The organism is Salmonella sp. 741265073_HBA (genome assembly GCF_046569105.1).
Classification (GTDB): domain Bacteria; phylum Pseudomonadota; class Gammaproteobacteria; order Enterobacterales; family Enterobacteriaceae; genus Salmonella; species Salmonella enterica.
Map to the genome: position 1 here is coordinate 235,770 of NZ_JBKFRY010000004.1, position 14,918 is coordinate 250,687.

Annotated in this window: 13 protein-coding genes, 5 tRNA genes and 3 pseudogenes; 10 read left to right on the forward strand and 11 right to left on the reverse strand. The window is 45.7% G+C overall.

Annotation, left to right across the window (positions count from 1 at the left end; translation table 11 throughout):
• Positions 1-30 precede the first annotated feature (30 nt).
• Positions 31-960, forward strand: coding sequence for a L,D-transpeptidase (gene ldtA, locus ACLD3P_RS08470; protein ID WP_001255048.1), 930 nt, complete (start codon positions 31-33; stop codon positions 958-960).
• A gap of 225 nt (positions 961-1,185) precedes the next feature.
• On the opposite strand, the gene ACLD3P_RS08475 is transcribed toward ldtA, so the two are convergent.
• A tRNA-Asn gene (locus tag ACLD3P_RS08475) sits at positions 1,186-1,261 on the reverse strand.
• Positions 1,262-1,420: 159 nt separating this feature from the next.
• Here ACLD3P_RS08475 and ACLD3P_RS08480 point away from each other — a divergent pair.
• From ACLD3P_RS08480 to ACLD3P_RS08495, 4 genes are all read left to right on the forward strand, one after another.
• Entirely contained in the window at positions 1,421-2,878 is a 1,458-nt protein-coding gene (locus ACLD3P_RS08480) for an EmmdR/YeeO family multidrug/toxin efflux MATE transporter (RefSeq protein WP_001542574.1), read from the forward strand.
• 140 nt (positions 2,879-3,018) lie between these two features.
• A tRNA-Asn gene (locus tag ACLD3P_RS08485) sits at positions 3,019-3,094 on the forward strand.
• A gap of 421 nt (positions 3,095-3,515) precedes the next feature.
• Entirely contained in the window at positions 3,516-3,980 is a 465-nt protein-coding gene (locus tag ACLD3P_RS08490; RefSeq protein WP_047605665.1) for an STM2901 family protein, read from the forward strand.
• Complete coding sequence (locus ACLD3P_RS08495) at positions 3,974-4,300, forward strand: DUF1493 family protein (RefSeq protein ID WP_000228159.1); 327 nt, start codon at positions 3,974-3,976, stop codon at positions 4,298-4,300. The genes ACLD3P_RS08490 and ACLD3P_RS08495 overlap by 7 nt, the downstream gene beginning before the upstream one ends.
• On the opposite strand, the gene ACLD3P_RS08500 is transcribed toward ACLD3P_RS08495, so the two are convergent.
• Positions 4,289-4,450 (reverse strand): cytoplasmic protein, encoded by a 162-nt coding sequence (locus ACLD3P_RS08500; RefSeq protein ID WP_079944179.1) that lies wholly within the window; start codon positions 4,448-4,450, stop codon positions 4,289-4,291. The two genes, ACLD3P_RS08495 and ACLD3P_RS08500, sit on opposite strands and share 12 nt — an antisense overlap.
• Before the next feature lie 45 nt (positions 4,451-4,495).
• On the opposite strand from ACLD3P_RS08500, the gene ACLD3P_RS08505 reads away from it, so the two are divergent.
• Positions 4,496-5,950, forward strand: a complete 1,455-nt coding sequence (locus ACLD3P_RS08505; RefSeq protein WP_131046411.1) for an AMP nucleosidase — start codon at positions 4,496-4,498, stop codon at positions 5,948-5,950.
• 906 nt (positions 5,951-6,856) lie between these two features.
• On the opposite strand, the gene ACLD3P_RS08510 is transcribed toward ACLD3P_RS08505, so the two are convergent.
• Positions 6,857-7,414, reverse strand: coding sequence for an NAD(P)H-dependent oxidoreductase (locus ACLD3P_RS08510; protein ID WP_131045164.1), 558 nt, complete (start codon positions 7,412-7,414; stop codon positions 6,857-6,859).
• Between the two features lie 114 nt (positions 7,415-7,528).
• Here ACLD3P_RS08510 and ACLD3P_RS08515 point away from each other — a divergent pair, with 114 nt between their 5' ends.
• Positions 7,529-7,870, forward strand: a complete 342-nt coding sequence (locus ACLD3P_RS08515; protein WP_023226656.1) for a winged helix-turn-helix transcriptional regulator — start codon at positions 7,529-7,531, stop codon at positions 7,868-7,870.
• A 317-nt stretch (positions 7,871-8,187) separates the two neighbouring features.
• Here ACLD3P_RS08515 and ACLD3P_RS08520 read toward each other — a convergent pair whose 3' ends face one another.
• The 5 genes and pseudogenes from ACLD3P_RS08520 to mtfA form a co-directional block, all read right to left on the reverse strand.
• A complete protein-coding gene (locus tag ACLD3P_RS08520) occupies positions 8,188-8,469 on the reverse strand; it encodes an Arm DNA-binding domain-containing protein (protein WP_001219035.1) in 282 nt (93 codons plus the stop codon).
• A gap of 164 nt (positions 8,470-8,633) precedes the next feature.
• Positions 8,634-8,709, reverse strand: a tRNA-Asn gene (locus tag ACLD3P_RS08525).
• A gap of 421 nt (positions 8,710-9,130) precedes the next feature.
• A pseudogene (locus ACLD3P_RS08530) lies at positions 9,131-9,436 on the reverse strand (Arm DNA-binding domain-containing protein); the annotation flags it as partial.
• 167 nt (positions 9,437-9,603) lie between these two features.
• Positions 9,604-9,679 (reverse strand) — tRNA-Asn (locus tag ACLD3P_RS08535).
• Between the two features lie 100 nt (positions 9,680-9,779).
• The gene (gene mtfA, locus ACLD3P_RS08540) at positions 9,780-10,577 is read right to left on the reverse strand and encodes a DgsA anti-repressor MtfA (protein ID WP_000598920.1); all 798 of its coding nucleotides are present in this window, start codon (positions 10,575-10,577) and stop codon (positions 9,780-9,782) included.
• 88 nt (positions 10,578-10,665) lie between these two features.
• On the opposite strand from mtfA, the gene ACLD3P_RS08545 reads away from it, so the two are divergent.
• From ACLD3P_RS08545 to ACLD3P_RS08555, 3 genes and pseudogenes are all read left to right on the forward strand, one after another.
• A tRNA-Ser gene (locus ACLD3P_RS08545) sits at positions 10,666-10,755 on the forward strand.
• Between the two features lie 290 nt (positions 10,756-11,045).
• A pseudogene (locus tag ACLD3P_RS08550) lies at positions 11,046-11,291 on the forward strand (hypothetical protein); the annotation flags it as partial.
• Positions 11,292-11,771: 480 nt separating this feature from the next.
• Entirely contained in the window at positions 11,772-12,590 is an 819-nt protein-coding gene (locus ACLD3P_RS08555) for a hypothetical protein (RefSeq protein ID WP_131046410.1), read from the forward strand.
• Between the two features lie 260 nt (positions 12,591-12,850).
• Here the strand turns inward: ACLD3P_RS08555 and ACLD3P_RS08560 are convergent.
• From ACLD3P_RS08560 to ACLD3P_RS08570, 3 genes and pseudogenes are all read right to left on the reverse strand, one after another.
• Positions 12,851-13,102 (reverse strand): annotated as a pseudogene (locus ACLD3P_RS08560) (transposase); the annotation flags it as partial.
• 862 nt (positions 13,103-13,964) lie between these two features.
• On the reverse strand, positions 13,965-14,423 hold the full coding sequence (locus ACLD3P_RS08565) for a lysozyme inhibitor LprI family protein (protein ID WP_131046145.1): 459 nt from the start codon (positions 14,421-14,423) through the stop codon (positions 13,965-13,967).
• Between the two features lie 123 nt (positions 14,424-14,546).
• Positions 14,547-14,918 carry a hypothetical protein gene (locus tag ACLD3P_RS08570; RefSeq protein ID WP_001227393.1) on the reverse strand — a complete coding sequence of 124 codons (372 nt, stop codon included), beginning with the start codon at positions 14,916-14,918 and terminating at the stop codon, positions 14,547-14,549.

A 14,918-nucleotide genomic window follows, 5' to 3' on the forward strand; every position in this document is an offset into this window, starting at 1 on the left:
CACACCTGCCGCGACAGAGGAAGGGATATAATGCGTCGTACCACACCTTTTTTTCCGTTTTTCGTCTTGTTGGTAAGCCATTTCTCGCTGGCTATAAGCTATCCGTTGCCGCCCGAAGGCAGTCGTCTGGTAGGACAACCTGTCACAATTGCCGTACCGCAGAACAATACTCAGCCCTTAGAGTCATTTGCCGCCCGCTACGGTCAGGGGCTGAGTAATATGCTTGAAGCGAATCCCGGCGTGGATGTGTTTTTACCTCAGTCTGGTTCCACACTGGTGGTGCCGCAGCAGTTGATTCTGCCTGACACCGTTCGTGAAGGTATTGTGGTAAACGTCGCCGAGATGCGCCTTTATTATTATCCCGCAGGCACGAATACGGTTGAGGTGCTACCCATTGGTATTGGTCAGGCTGGCCGTGAAACGCCGCGCAATTGGGTAACTGCGGTTGAACGCAAACAAGATGGCCCGGTTTGGGTGCCAACGGCTAATACGCGTCGGGAATATGCTAAAGAGGGAAAAACGCTGCCCGCGATGGTGCCTGCGGGGCCGGATAACCCTATGGGGCTATACGCAATATATATCGGCAGGTTATATGCCATCCATGGCACTAATGCTAACTTTGGCATTGGCCTTCGCGTCAGTCAGGGCTGTATCCGTTTACGCAATGACGATATTAAATATTTATTCGACCATGTTCCTGTAGGAACCCGCGTTCAGATTATCGACAGGCCCGTTAAATTTTCGGTAGAGCCGGATGGCAGTCGTTGGCTGGAGGTACACGAACCGCTTTCTCGCAACCGTGCTGAATTTGAGTCAGACAAAAAAGTTCCATTGCCCGTTACGCCAGTGCTGCGCACGTTTATCAAAGGGGATGACGTTGATACTTCGCGGGTTAATGAGGTGCTGGAGCGCCGTTCCGGAATGCCGGTCAACATTAGCGCGGGCAGGTCTGGCCTTTAAATATCCTGCCACATTGCTGGTTTTCATGGGCTGGAGTATCTGTATTAGTAGTGAGTGTCATGGCAGGGGCTCCATTTTCTCAACGAACCGTGAGACCCCCGATTAAGTCCCCAAAGACTATGGGGGGCAAAAAACCCGGTAAACCTTATCAGGTCAACCGGGTAAAGATAATTTCTTGTTTTTTAAACGTCTCCGGACTCACCAGGATGTCCCGAAACTAAAATTTGGCTCCTCTGACTGGACTCGAACCAGTGACATACGGATTAACAGTCCGCCGTTCTACCGACTGAACTACAGAGGAATCGTGTGGGGTCGTATATTAGCGGCGGAAAAATTTTTGTCAAACCCCATTTAACCCCTTACAGATTCGATTGCGGGTTATCTCATCACTTTGTTGCATTTGCAGACATTTTTTCTGCAAAAAGCTTTGCAGCCTTACGATTTCTCGCTCATTATTGAAATGTGGTTTCAACTCTCTTCTTTAAGGTCCATTTTGAACGTCTCCACTGCCTTACGCCAGGTTGTCGTCCGTACGCCCTGGTATGCCAAACGCAAGAGTTACAAGGTGTTGTTCTGGCGTGAAATCACCCCACTTGCTATCCCCATTTTTCTGGAAAATACCTGTGTTTTGCTAATGGGCGTGCTCAGTACTTTTCTCGTCAGTTGGCTGGGCAAGGAAGCAATGGCGGGCGTGGGGCTTGCCGACAGTTTTAATATGGTAATTATGGCTTTTTTTGCGGCTATCGATCTTGGTACTACGGTGGTGGTCGCCTTTAGCCTGGGCAAGCGCGACAGGCGACGGGCAAGGGCGGCGGCGCGCCAGTCGCTGGTGATTATGACGCTATTTGCCGTTGTGTTGGCAGTGGTCATTCATTATTTCGGCAGTGAAATTATTAATATTGTCGCAGGCGAGGCGACGCCAGAAGTAAAGGGGCTGGCGTTAACGTACCTTGAACTGACGGTGCTGAGTTATCCGGCTGCGGCAATTGCGCTAATCGGTAGCGGTGCGCTGCGTGGGGCTGGTAATACGAAAATCCCGTTGATGATTAACGGCGGGATGAACATTCTCAATATTATCATCAGCAGCATCCTGATTTACGGGGCTTTCTCCTGGCAAGGGCTGGGTTTTGCCGGCGCGGGGCTGGGGTTAACCATTTCGCGCTACATCGGCGCGGTAGCGATTATTTGGGTGCTGATGATTGGTTTTAATCCGGCGCTGCGCATTCCGCTGAAAAGCTATCTGAAGCCGCTGAATTTCGGCATTATCTGGGAAGTGATGGGTATCGGTATTCCGGCGAGCATTGAATCAGTGCTGTTCAATGGTGGCAAGCTACTGACGCAAATGTTTGTCGCCGGAATGGGCACTAACGTTATTGCTGGCAACTTTATTGCCTTTTCCGTGGCGGCGCTTATCAACCTGCCGGGTAACGCCCTTGGTTCGGCGTCGACTATTATCACCGGTAAGCGTCTTGGTACCGGGCAAATTGGTCAGGCAGAGCGTCAACTGCGCCATGTATTCTGGATGTCAACTATCGTACTTACGGCAATCGCCTGGGGGACAGCGCCGTTCGCGGGTCTGTTTGCCTCATTTTATACCCAGGAGCAGGACGTAAAAGAGGTAGTGAAAGTTCTGCTCTGGCTTAATGCCGCCTTTATGCCAATTTGGGCGGCCGCGTGGGTGTTGCCGTCGGGTTTTAAAGGCGCGCGCGATGTGCGATTTGCGATGTGGGTATCAATGCTGGGGATGTGGGGCTGTCGCGTTGTGGCAGGGTATACGCTTGGTATTGTGCTGGGTATGGGGGTTGTAGGGGTTTGGCTGGGGATGTTTCTTGACTGGGCCGTGCGCGGCGCGCTGTTTTACTGGCGTCTGGTAAGCGGGCGCTGGCTGTGGAGATACCCGCGCGTAAAGAGGGAGTAAGCGCTTTTTGCTGTGAAAATCATCAGGAAACGGTGAATTTTAACCGAAGTGTGGAATAAAACAGCAAACGAACTTTTTTTGTGAAAACAGGCTTTGACAAGCCAGGGGCACCTCGTTAATATTCGCCCCGTTCAAACGATTCCTCTGTAGTTCAGTCGGTAGAACGGCGGACTGTTAATCCGTATGTCACTGGTTCGAGTCCAGTCAGAGGAGCCAAATTTTAGTTTCGGGACATCCTGGCGAGTCCGGAAACGTTTAAAAAACAAGAAATTATCTTTGCCCGGTTGACCTGAGAAGGTTTGCCGGGTTTTTTGACATCCATAGTTTCTTGAGGGCTTAATCGGAGGCTTCACGGTTCGTTGGAAAAATGGAGCCCCCGCCGATGGCATTAACCGATACCGCTATCCGCAAGATCAAACCCGTATCAGTATGCTGACATATAGATGTGTTCGGTTCAAACGGAGCGATCACACAAGCTTGCCAGGTGATGCCCCTGGTGGGAATCGCGACTGTCTCTTTCATCTGATTTCAGATATTTCCCGTGATCTTGATCCGTTCTTTCCCAAAAGATTGATTTCTTTCATTCGAAACAAGGCTGTATAATAAGTAAACCAAAATAGCAGCTATAGAGTTTCTAATGGATACAGTAGAAGAACTAAATGGAACATACTTCTATGCAGGAAAATTCAATCTGACTGCTGCCGAACTTCTGTTTATGATTTTTTGTGAGAATACCGCAAGCCAGTTTGGGATTGGTGTTGCAGATTTCGGGGCCGTTGTTGCTCTGGTATCAGGTCGCAATAATCTCTGGACAAGGGCGAAACCCGCTGGAGCGACTAAAGGCACATCATACGCGTCCAGGACTGCACGTGCAGTGTTTAAAAAGTCAAAATTTCCCTTTGGAATATCCCTTCCGACATGGTTAGGCGGTTACACCCCGTGGACAGCCAGACGTGTTATGGTTCGTAACATTGCGCCGTTTGTTGGACGTTCCATTCCTTTGATCGGGGAAATTATCCTTGCCGCAGATGTGTCACAAATAACATATCGCACTATACGCGACTACAATACCATTGCTCGGGGCAATGATAAGTTATGGTAGACAATATTGAACAGCAAGTTTACGAGCTTGTACGGCCTTATGCTGGCACATATCTGTTCAACATTAAGCAAGTGGAATTAACACCAGAGATTGACCTTGATACTGATCTGAGCATTGATGAACTTGAAGCCGAAGATCTCATGAATAAGTTCTTCGAGAAACTCAATGTCGAGCGAGGTAACTTCAGAATAGAAACCTATTTTCCTAATCACCCTTTTTCATGGCATCCGTTCAAGAAAACGGAGCCTGTACCCGTCCCAGATTTCACTATCAGCATGCTGATCGAGTCAGCAAAAGCCGGGAAATGGTTATATGACTAATTTTAATGAATTTAACAAATGGCTGTACCAGTGCCCTTCTTTTTGAGCGATGATGGTGGCGCTAAGATAGTTCTCTTTTCTTTTTAAAGGGTTCATGTTTACTGCCGCCGCCCTTACGCTAACCCTTTTAGTTTCTTCCTTTGCTGTCATACTATCGAATGACGTGCCTCACCTGTGAACGCTAAGGAGAATAATATGGAAAATAAAGGCACAAACCTGACGCCCGAGCAAGCGCTGGATCGCCTGGAGGAGCTGTACGAGCAGTCGGTTAACGCGCTCCGTGAAGCCATCGCTGACTATGTTGATAACGGCACGCTGCCCGATCCCCATGCCAGGCTTAACGGACTGTTTGTTTATCCTTCGCTGTCTGTAAGCTGGGATGGCGCGACACCGAACCCGCCTAAAACACGCGCTTTTGGACGCTTTACTCATCCCGGCTGTTATACCACTACCGTTACGCGGCCTGCGCTATTTCGCACTTATCTTCTGGAACAGCTTAACCTCGTTTACCATGATTATGGCGCGCATATTACGGTGGAGGCCTCGCACCATGAGATCCCGTATCCTTACGTGATCGACGGCTCAGCTCTGACGCTGGATCGTTCTATGAGCGCCGGGCTAACGCGCCATTTTCCTACCACAGAACTGGCGCAGATTGGCGATGAGACAGCAGACGGTCTGTTCCACCCCGGCGAATTCTATCCGTTATCGCACTTCGACGCGCGTCGTGTTGACTTCTCGTTGGCCCGGTTACGGCACTATACCGGTACGCCGGTTGAACATTTTCAGCCCTTCGTTTTGTTTACCAACTACACCCGCTATGTCGATGAGTTTGTGCGCTGGGGATGCAGCCAAATTCTTGATCCTGACAGCCCCTATATCGCGCTTTCCTGTGCTGGCGGAATTTGGATCACGGCAGAAACGGAAGCGCCGGAAGAGGCTATTTCCGATCTGGCCTGGAAGAAACATCAGATGCCCGCCTGGCACCTGGTAACGGCAGATGGGCAGGGGATTACGCTGGTAAATATCGGTGTTGGCCCTTCAAATGCTAAAACGATTTGCGACCATTTGGCCGTGTTGCGGCCTGACGTCTGGCTTATGATTGGGCACTGTGGAGGGTTACGAGAAAGTCAGGCGATTGGCGATTATGTGCTGGCCCATGCCTACTTACGCGATGATCATGTGCTGGATGCCGTTCTGCCGCCTGATATTCCGATTCCAAGCATTGCGGAAGTACAGCGTGCGCTGTACGACGCTACCAAAGCGGTTAGCGGAATGCCCGGCGAAGAGGTGAAACAGCGACTGCGCACGGGAACCGTCGTCACCACGGATGACCGTAACTGGGAGCTTCGTTATTCCGCATCGGCGCTGCGATTCAACCTTAGCCGCGCGGTTGCGATTGATATGGAGAGCGCGACGATTGCAGCCCAGGGCTATCGCTTCCGCGTGCCTTACGGCACGCTGCTTTGTGTTTCTGACAAACCTTTACACGGTGAAATTAAACTGCCCGGGCAGGCAAACCGGTTTTATGAGGGGGCTATTTCAGAACATTTGCAAATTGGTATTCGTGCTATTGATTTACTACGCGCAGAAGGTGATCGTTTGCACTCACGTAAATTACGCACGTTTAATGAGCCACCGTTTCGCTAACGAAATGAACTGTCGTCTGCTGTTGGACAGGAGCGGAAGAGGCGTATTTATGTGATATGAAAAGCGGCTGAATGAAGCCTTAGCGGGAGGCGATTTTGCATCCCGCTAAGGCCTTATTGTGCCGCGAGCTCCATCACCATCGCCGGAGACCTGTCGCCGATAATCGCGTTTACGCCAGGAAACGCGCCGGAAGGCGAAAACATTGCGCCGCACTTCACGCTCCTTGAGCGCCTGACCCACAAGCCCTGCTTGACAAGCAAATACCGACCGTGAGAAGCGGTCAGCTTAAAGGGGTTATCAGAATGCTTGATACTGCGGATTTGTGCGCTGGTTAGAGACACAGGATGGTCACTCCATTATCGAACTGAAATGGCCTAAAGTTTCGCCGGATGCGCAGGAAAAACCAGATGCGCATCGGGAGAGATTTTAACGCTAACTTATTGAAATCTGCGGTAATAAGAATTTATAAGTAAGCCTGAAAACAGGAATTTGGCTCCTCTGACTGGATACTGATATTGATTTATCATATTGAATTTATGAAGATTTTATTTTTAAAATTGGAGTGAAGCCCTCAATAAGGCTCCAAACGCAATAACTATTCTGAAATGTGATATTTGTCATGTTTTAGATTACTCTTTGGCCGTAAGTGGGCATAACAGACAGCTTTGTGTCAAAGTGGACATCGGTTATGTAATTACCTGAGTGCCAAAGCCAAAATATCAGTACGATAACCAACTCAATACGAAATTTGTGAGTTGGTTTGTAATGGTTCGGTTAAATTTCACTGTGTTCTTTTGGCTTAATTACAAGTAAGGCAATCAAGACACTAATTGATGCAGCAAGCAGAACCATATTATTTACTGCATCATAAGCGAAAATATATGAGAATGGTCTATCAAATTAACATTAATTACTTGTTACTAACTCACTGTAAGTTAATTTAGTTAAGTACTTAACATAGTCTACTGCGTTTTCTTTAATCACTTCTTTGGAAGGGTTATATTCTGCACCATAAAAGGCAAAGTGTGGAACATATTCAGCACCAACATATTTAATCGTCATTTCAAATGGGCGAAGTACTTCTTGCATGGTAAATTTATAACGGCCATTCGCCATATAGTCTGCAAGTTCAATACCGGCAGTTACAGCCAAAGCTATTTTTTTATTCTTCAGCTTATCGCCTGTAGAGCCGTATGCCCATCCATAAAGAAACACTTCATCCAGCCATTGTTTCAACATGGGAGGGCAGTTGAACCAGTAAACTGGGAACTGCAAAACCAGCGACTCATGTTGCTCAACCAGTCTTTGCTCAGTCTCGATATTGATCCTGCCGTCAGGATATGCTTTATAAAGCTCATGGACAGTAAACTGATCAGGATACTTTTTTAACTCATTTATCCAACACTGATTAACAACTGAATTTTCAATATTTGGATGAGCGACAACTATAAGCGTTTTTTTCATCATTTCCTCATTCAGGACTGACTTGCGATTGGGTTACTCAGGAGTATATGATTGGCCCTGTCGTTTGTGAAGTACGCAAATTTAGGTTATATACTTACCAAAAGGAGAGTGTAAATGATGACTGAGACATGCTCACAGACTGGTATCAACCTGGAGGAAACCGATTTTGGTTATACTCTTTCCTTAATTAGCGGGAAATATAAAATGATAGTTATGTACTGGTTAAATGAAAATAAACCAGTCATGCGATACAACGAGCTTAAACGCCGCATCGGTACGATTTCTTTCAAAACTCTGAGTAATACTCTGAAAGAACTCGAACAAGATGGAATAATCAATAGGGTGGAGTATCCTCAAATACCGCCCAAAGTTGAATACAGTCTTTCAAAACGAGGGGAATCATTAATGCCAATTCTGGATTTAATGTGTGATTGGGGTGGGAAAAACCGCAACTAATAATTTAGTGGTGTGGATACAGATGATGAACAACTCTGAGTAATTCTCAACTGTTCATAGCAGACTTCGGCGATCGGTGTAATGATTGGCATCGCTCAATCCGGCTGGTGACTGGTGATGTTTAGCGATTGATCAGATCGCACAATCCGGGCTGAGTTCCTTCAAAGCGATCTGCTATTCCACACTATTTAGGAACACGTTATCGTAGTTTAGCTGATAGCCTGCATATCATGATAGATAAATGCAGATATTTTCTGAATCACTTCAAAGTGTAAGCCTTAGGGGGCGAATGGCTATATCCCGTTTTTAGCCGACTGTCAGAACTGGCTATACACCTGCGCCACATACCGCCCACGCCCGTCACCATGCCCCAAATCCATCGCTACCATCGCCAGCGCCTCTTTCCTGCTAAACCCCTGCGCCAGATAGTAACGAAGGCTAGCTTCTAGCTTCTTCTCTTTGCCATCAACGCGGTACTTCATGTACCAGAGTTTTGAGCCGTTGGGTTTGAGCAGCAGGTTGGGTCCTGAACTGTCGGTGATCTTGAAGGATTTCTCGGTGGATTTGATCTTGCGGATAGCGGTATCGGTTAATGCCATAGGAGGGGGCTCCATTTACTCAACGAACCGTGAGGCCCCGATTAAGCCCCAAAAACTATGGATGTCAAAAAACCCGGCAAATCTTCTCAGATCAACCGGGTAAAGATAACTTCTTGTTTTTTAATACGTCTCCGGACTCGCCAGGATGTCCCGAAACTAAAATCTGGCTCCTCTGACTGGACTCGAACCAGTGACATACGGATTAACAGTCCGCCGTTCTACCGACTGAACTACAGAGGAATCGTGTGAACGGGGCGCATAGTAACGATGTGCGATCGGCTTGTCAAAGGGGGAAATAAGATTGCGCGTTTGTTTGCTGACAAAAACAACAAAACGTTGAAGTTTTGATCTAATCCCTGCTTTGCCCCGGCATGGCGCAACTTTGTCTGTAATTGCACAAGTCAAATGCTGTGACCTTACCGCAATGGCTATGTACCAGCGTCTGATGAAACGTGAAAAACTGGCAGGCACTTGGCAAATAATTCTGAGACATAACGCCGTAGAGATTAAGGGCAGGGGGTAGAATGAACTTTAGACGTGAAATATTTTGTGAAAATGGTTGATACAGGCAGTCTGACGCCGGTAGCGGAAATGGCAGATAAATTTCTGGTGAAGGCGAAAAGATTTCCGTCAATATCATAGGCAGAATTATGGCGCATCAGCTTTTGGCGACGACACGGGACGAGCGGGTTTTATCGCGCTTTTCCTGAAGGATTTTTTCATCAGCCTGTTTTTTGCGTTCGGGTCAATCCCCTGAGCCAGCAGCCTTTTGGCCTCGTCACGGCGTTGTCTGGCATCAGCAAGCGATACAGCAAGGTAAACCCCAATAGAAAACACCTTCTGTTTGCCATCGAAGCGATAGCCTGTCTGCCAGTATTTTGAATCGATAGAGGCCAAACCCGTCAGTGAGCTTGACGGCCTTTTCCGCTGGTCTGGCATTTTTTACTTTGGTATCAGTCGGTGACATGACGGTTCCCTCGGCGTACCGGTAAAACGCAAATCGAACCAGCTTTACCAGCAAAAGGGAATAGCTTCGAATGATTTTTAGTGAACGAGGCTGAACCTGAAGAAGGAGATAACCAGTTGATATAAATGCAGAAAGCAGACGTCAGTGAACGTCTGCTTCCCTAAATTTGGCTCCTCTGACTGGACTCGAACCAGTGACATACGGATTAACAGTCCGCCGTTCTACCGACTGAACTACAGAGGAATTGTTTCAACGAGGCGCATAATACTGGGCCCGCTATAACGTGTCAACAGTAAAATTAACGCGCCAATTCAATTGGTTAATTAACCCACAAAGTGAGGAATTAATGTTCGGATTCCTCGCCGTAGTCGCCTTCGGCAGCGCTTACCCGTAAGCGCTGAGAAGGATCCTGGCGATAGAACTGGCAAAAACGCTGCCATAGCGCCGGGAAACGCGGAGCAAACAGTTCTGGCGCGCTGAAAAAATACTCTGACAACACGGCAAAACATTCTGCAGGGTCGGTGGCGGCATAGGCATCTATACTGGCAGCGCTTTCGCCAACAAGATCGATTTCATCCTGAATATTATTCATTGCCGCGTGGAGATCGTGTTCCCAGCCAGCCACATCGCGCAACGGGATGAAAGGGATACCGCTGGCGCGATCGCCATTACGCATATCCAGTTTGTGCGCGACTTCATGGATAATGAGGTTGAAACCCGAAGCATCGAACGAGTCCTGGATATCCAGCCAGTTCAGAATGATGGGCCCTTGTTGCCAGCTTTGTCCCGACTGTACGACACGCTGGCTGTGCACCAGACCTATGTCATCTTCCCATTCATCATCTACCACAAAGGGCGCGGGATAAATGAGCACTTCATGAAAACCATCAAGCCACTCAATACCGAGCTCCAGGATCGGTAAGCAAAAAATTAACGCAATACGTGCACTTTTTAACGAGTCGAGCTCAAATCCCTGTAGCGCTACCAGTCTTTTCTGCTGCAAAAAACGTTCGGCTAGCGCAATAAGCCGAGCCTGTTCTTGCGCGGTGAGGTTTACCAGAAGAGGTATAGCTAGCGCATCATCCCACGGCCAGTCTTCGTTCTGGGTTATTTCTTGTGCTTTCCAGGGCCACTTAATCATCGTTTTGCTCGTAAACTCGTCACTTGAACAAAATTACCCGAATAGGGTCTGTTAAAATGCCAAATTACCTGGCATCATTGCAATATACGGAGAGATGCCGGAGCGGCTGAACGGACCGGTCTCGAAAACCGGAGTAGGGGCAACTCTACCGGGGGTTCAAATCCCCCTCTCTCCGCCAATCATTCAACAAAATCAATCACTGACAAAGCGTTTTTGATTTCGTCATACATAAATCCCTGCATTAAAATTTCTTTCACTCGTTCGATTTTTCTTACTACTGATGCTGTTTTTTACCATTTTGCTGCGCGTCGGGCATCCACTTTTATCTTCTTTAGCTCACAAGCTCACACTCTTTTGCAACGCCCATCTCACATCTCTGGTGACAAAACAGTTTAACTGCCGTTGCTTCACACGGATCTTGTAAGGGTATCTTAAAGGAAATGGATTGCTGGAGGATGGAGGAAAAGAGGCGAAATCTTTTTCAGTGGTGATACCGCCTCCCCTGGACATGAGCTTGCCAGAACCTACGCGGTAAATCCTACGACACGAAGCCACGCGCAATTTTATGCGAAAACGCTGGCAATAGCCTTGCTGACTGATGCAAGCTATCTAAAATCGCTTGAAGATGACATAATGCAAAACAATCGCTTAAAAGACTCACCTGTTGATAAGCATGTTGAGGACGAAAAGAAGAAGAAAAAAGCAGCCAGGTAAAAAGGGTTACGTTCGCCGTAAGCGAATGTGATCGCATCCAGCCTTAACGAACCTTTTTCCGTTCATCTCTCTTCATATTTTTCAAAAAACTCTTTTATGAATGCCCCTAAAACGTCATAAGCGAATTCGCTATTATTGTTCCCGTCGCGACAACATAGAGATTACGTAAAAAACAGAGGGCAGACAATGAAAAATATTGGAAATAACGTAAAACGATTTGTCCGTGTTTTTTATCTGTCATTTAAACTTACAGAAATGGCTGTACTGCTATCAGTATAAAGATAATTTCAGTTGTCCAGATAAATCATTTTTAAAACTATTTGTATTAACAGGGTTTATTCATTTATTGAATGGATGCGTGCTCGTTTTGTCTTGTCACCTTGACGCTTTGAGATCACATATTCTATTCTATCATAGACAGCAGGGGAAATTGGGTGCTGGGATCGATTTTTGATTAATAAAATACTGGATGGAACCATAATGCAATTACCAGAACAGGATGAGTTTTCTGATTTTTTTGCTGCCAATGATGATGAACAAGCCTCTTTAAGGCGTAAGTTTTTTTTGGAGAAACATAAAGAACCGTGGTTGTCTGAGTCTGCATTAGAGGACTACCAGGCGCTGTTTATGAGTATCTACGGAATTAATATTGACTGGAAAGAGGGGACTTTTAGCCTGCTTGAGGCACTTTCAGATAATCAGGGAGAGAAGCCTGTCACGGTCAAATTCGATTATGATAGTGAGATTGAAACAGCAACGATAAATTTGGTTGATGCGCAGTATGTGTTTCCTCACTACCCAATGGGAAGTGATGGTTTTGATACAGAGCTGGTGCGCATTGAGCATATATTGGCTAATAATGGATATACTTTGCGGGTATATCAGAACAGCACTTTTAGTGATACATTATCGTTCTTACTCATTCCGTCAGATGAGTGGAAACGTGTTGAACAGCGTTATAGCCCAGAGCATATTTCTGCATACTTCGTTCCGTATGGAAAACAACTTGTTATTCCTGAGGTTGCTGCTCCAGTCGTAAATTATGTGCCATCCGTTAAACAAGAAACATCAAATGTCCCTGCGTTGTTTAATGCTCGGGGTATCCGTATTTATTTTTTAAGTATAATGCTAATCGCATTTGCAATTTATATTTTGTGGAATATCCTGACGAAAATAGAACCTTTATCATCAGGCCAACCTGCTGGCTGTGAAAATGTACAAAATTTATACTCAAAATTACGTCCAGAAGTAGCCGAGCCATTAAAAGAAAAAATGCGTAAGAGTTTGGGCTGTAAATGATAAATTTTCAGTTTAAGAAAATTACACTAATGGATAGGTAATAGAGATATATTTAATTTGATATTGTGTGATCGAAATAGTAATAACAGATAATATACATATTCTTGCGGTGGTGGATGAAGCGATTTTTATCTTATTTGTACAGGAAAAGAAAAAGAGTTTTTTTAGTTACCATGACTCTTATTAATTTTGTTGCTGCAAATCAAAAATACTACGCTTTTAATTTGTTGTCAGTGTTTATCATGGTGTTCTGGTCAGTTCAGTACCTCCTGCAGCATCTCCTTGTCCAGACTCAGCTCAGCGACCAGCTTCTTCAGCCGCTGATCCTCATCCTCCAGTTACCGCAGACGCCGCAGTTCCGTCACGCCCGGCCCGGCAAATTTTTTCTTCTAGTTGTAAAATGTGGCCTCAGAAATTCCCATCTTTCTGCAGACTTCCCCGACGCGGGTGCCGGTTTCAGCCTGTTTCAGGGCAAATGCAATCTGTTCTTCGGTATAACGGGTCTTTTTCATGGCAATGCGCCTCTCTGTGAGATGGAAGAAAGACCGGAAACTTCAGTTTAGACTGGCACTGTTTACAGGGGGAAGGTCAAGCGCGAGGGGCAGGGAATACTTGATTGTTATCTTTCAAACGCGGTAAGCCTTCTAATAAAACAACAGCAGCATCAGACAGAGGAACTTGGTGCTTTTTTACTACCGAGAGATACTTATGCAAAGTTTTCTAAAGCGTTTCAGCTAGGGGAGTGGGGCGGTTTTTACAGAATCTACAGCAACTTCCCCATAGCAGCCAAAGGTCCAAAAACAAACCTTTCATCATGAAAATCACAGCAAAAACAATAAGTTAATATACAAAAAAGCCCGTTTACACGAGATTCTTTATGCAGCATTTTATGCAGGACAAAACCAAATATGTATCGTAACTACTTGATTTTGTATTAAATATGGCGGTGAGGGGGGGATTGACTCGCTGCGCTCGCCCTTCGGGCAGTCTCCTCGCAGGCTCGTCGTCTGTCCAACTGGCTGCGCCGCTACTCAGCCCATCCCTGGGCCTCGCCCCTTCGGGGCCAGAGCAAGCTCTGTTCAAAAACGCTCCCGGCGTTTTTGTGTCGAACCCCGGTCGGTGGTTCTCATCCCCCCTTGGTTTGGGGGATATATAAGCAAAAAGCCCGTACTTCTGTACGAGCTCTTTCTTGAATATGGCGGCGAGGGGGGGCCATATTTACGTTCATTATCAGTTGACGAACTTCTTTTGGGATTTTAGAAGATAAATAATAATACTCGTCTGGGGTATATATTTTTGAATATTCTGGCTCCTCGCGTGAATATGATGAGTTGCACACAAAAAGTAAAAAGCATAACAGTAAACGGGTCATGATTATTTCGTATCCTCTGTATAATTAGGAATATCAGCATGCATCAATTGTTCGGCTCTTTGTCTGTTTAGTTCAGCCATACAGAAATATATGCGAGTAAAACTCCCCACACCATTTCCCCATGATTCTGCAAACGAGCACTGAGCAAGACGATAACGAATAAACTCTTGATTAGATTTATCCAGTCTGTAGAGTGCAATCGGGATAGCATCATCCAGTGCTGCATTTTTGACTTCAGACCATTTGTTTATACGTAATCTGATATTTTCTTCGGCCTTTCTCAGCGTTATAGTGCTTTCAATGACTTCATTTCTCAGGCAGTCGACAAGTTCCGCCTCTTCTCCTGATTCACAGTTGTTCTTACTGGGATAATAAACATTATTTGCATATGTACTATGGATTGAGGAAAAGCTAAATATCAACGTGGCTAATATTATAAAAATCCGTACAATACTAATCATTGATTTTTATTTCCTGTTGCAGAGGTAAATAATGCATATACATAAGGAAATTTTTCTGCATACTTAGAATCTCCTCCGCCATTATAACTACATCCACTAGCTCATTAAATGATAGTCGCAAAATCACTCATTACTTTCATTTTTTATTTGCGTCTTTTTATACTCGTCATATATTATGATGGTATCATCATAGACCGTTAGTCTTGCTGAATAATCTTTGTTATTCTTGTATTTGTTTTTCATCGAGAGTAATTTATTTTCAATGTTTGAGCAGTCTCTTTTAATCGAATCCTCTACAAACTGATAAGTCAATTTTTCTTGACGAACATCAAAATCCCTTATCCATCCTTCACAGGAATCAGCGGTTTCAAAAAAATCCCGTAAGTCTTGCGGCATATCATAAATAACGATATGGTTAACATTTTCTGCAAATAAATAGTTACAGTAAAAAAATGCCATAATGAAATTAATTATAATAAGGAACTTCTTGCGCAT

What these genes read in the sequence shown, in the direction of transcription:
- ldtA (WP_001255048.1), top strand. Translation starts at nt 31, where the DNA reads ATGCGTCGTACCACACCTTTTTTTCCGTTTTTCGTCTTGTTGGTAAGC.
- ACLD3P_RS08480 (WP_001542574.1), top strand. Translation starts at nt 1,421, where the DNA reads ATGTGGTTTCAACTCTCTTCTTTAAGGTCCATTTTGAACGTCTCCACT.
- ACLD3P_RS08490 (WP_047605665.1), top strand. Translation starts at nt 3,516, where the DNA reads ATGGATACAGTAGAAGAACTAAATGGAACATACTTCTATGCAGGAAAA.
- ACLD3P_RS08495 (WP_000228159.1), top strand. Translation starts at nt 3,974, where the DNA reads ATGGTAGACAATATTGAACAGCAAGTTTACGAGCTTGTACGGCCTTAT.
- ACLD3P_RS08500 (WP_079944179.1), bottom strand. Translation starts at nt 4,450, where the DNA reads ATGACAGCAAAGGAAGAAACTAAAAGGGTTAGCGTAAGGGCGGCGGCA.
- ACLD3P_RS08505 (WP_131046411.1), top strand. Translation starts at nt 4,496, where the DNA reads ATGGAAAATAAAGGCACAAACCTGACGCCCGAGCAAGCGCTGGATCGC.
- ACLD3P_RS08510 (WP_131045164.1), bottom strand. Translation starts at nt 7,414, where the DNA reads ATGAAAAAAACGCTTATAGTTGTCGCTCATCCAAATATTGAAAATTCA.
- ACLD3P_RS08515 (WP_023226656.1), top strand. Translation starts at nt 7,529, where the DNA reads ATGATGACTGAGACATGCTCACAGACTGGTATCAACCTGGAGGAAACC.
- ACLD3P_RS08520 (WP_001219035.1), bottom strand. Translation starts at nt 8,469, where the DNA reads ATGGCATTAACCGATACCGCTATCCGCAAGATCAAATCCACCGAGAAA.
- mtfA (WP_000598920.1), bottom strand. Translation starts at nt 10,577, where the DNA reads ATGATTAAGTGGCCCTGGAAAGCACAAGAAATAACCCAGAACGAAGAC.
- ACLD3P_RS08555 (WP_131046410.1), top strand. Translation starts at nt 11,772, where the DNA reads ATGCAATTACCAGAACAGGATGAGTTTTCTGATTTTTTTGCTGCCAAT.
- ACLD3P_RS08565 (WP_131046145.1), bottom strand. Translation starts at nt 14,423, where the DNA reads ATGATTAGTATTGTACGGATTTTTATAATATTAGCCACGTTGATATTT.
- ACLD3P_RS08570 (WP_001227393.1), bottom strand. Translation starts at nt 14,918, where the DNA reads ATGCGCAAGAAGTTCCTTATTATAATTAATTTCATTATGGCATTTTTT.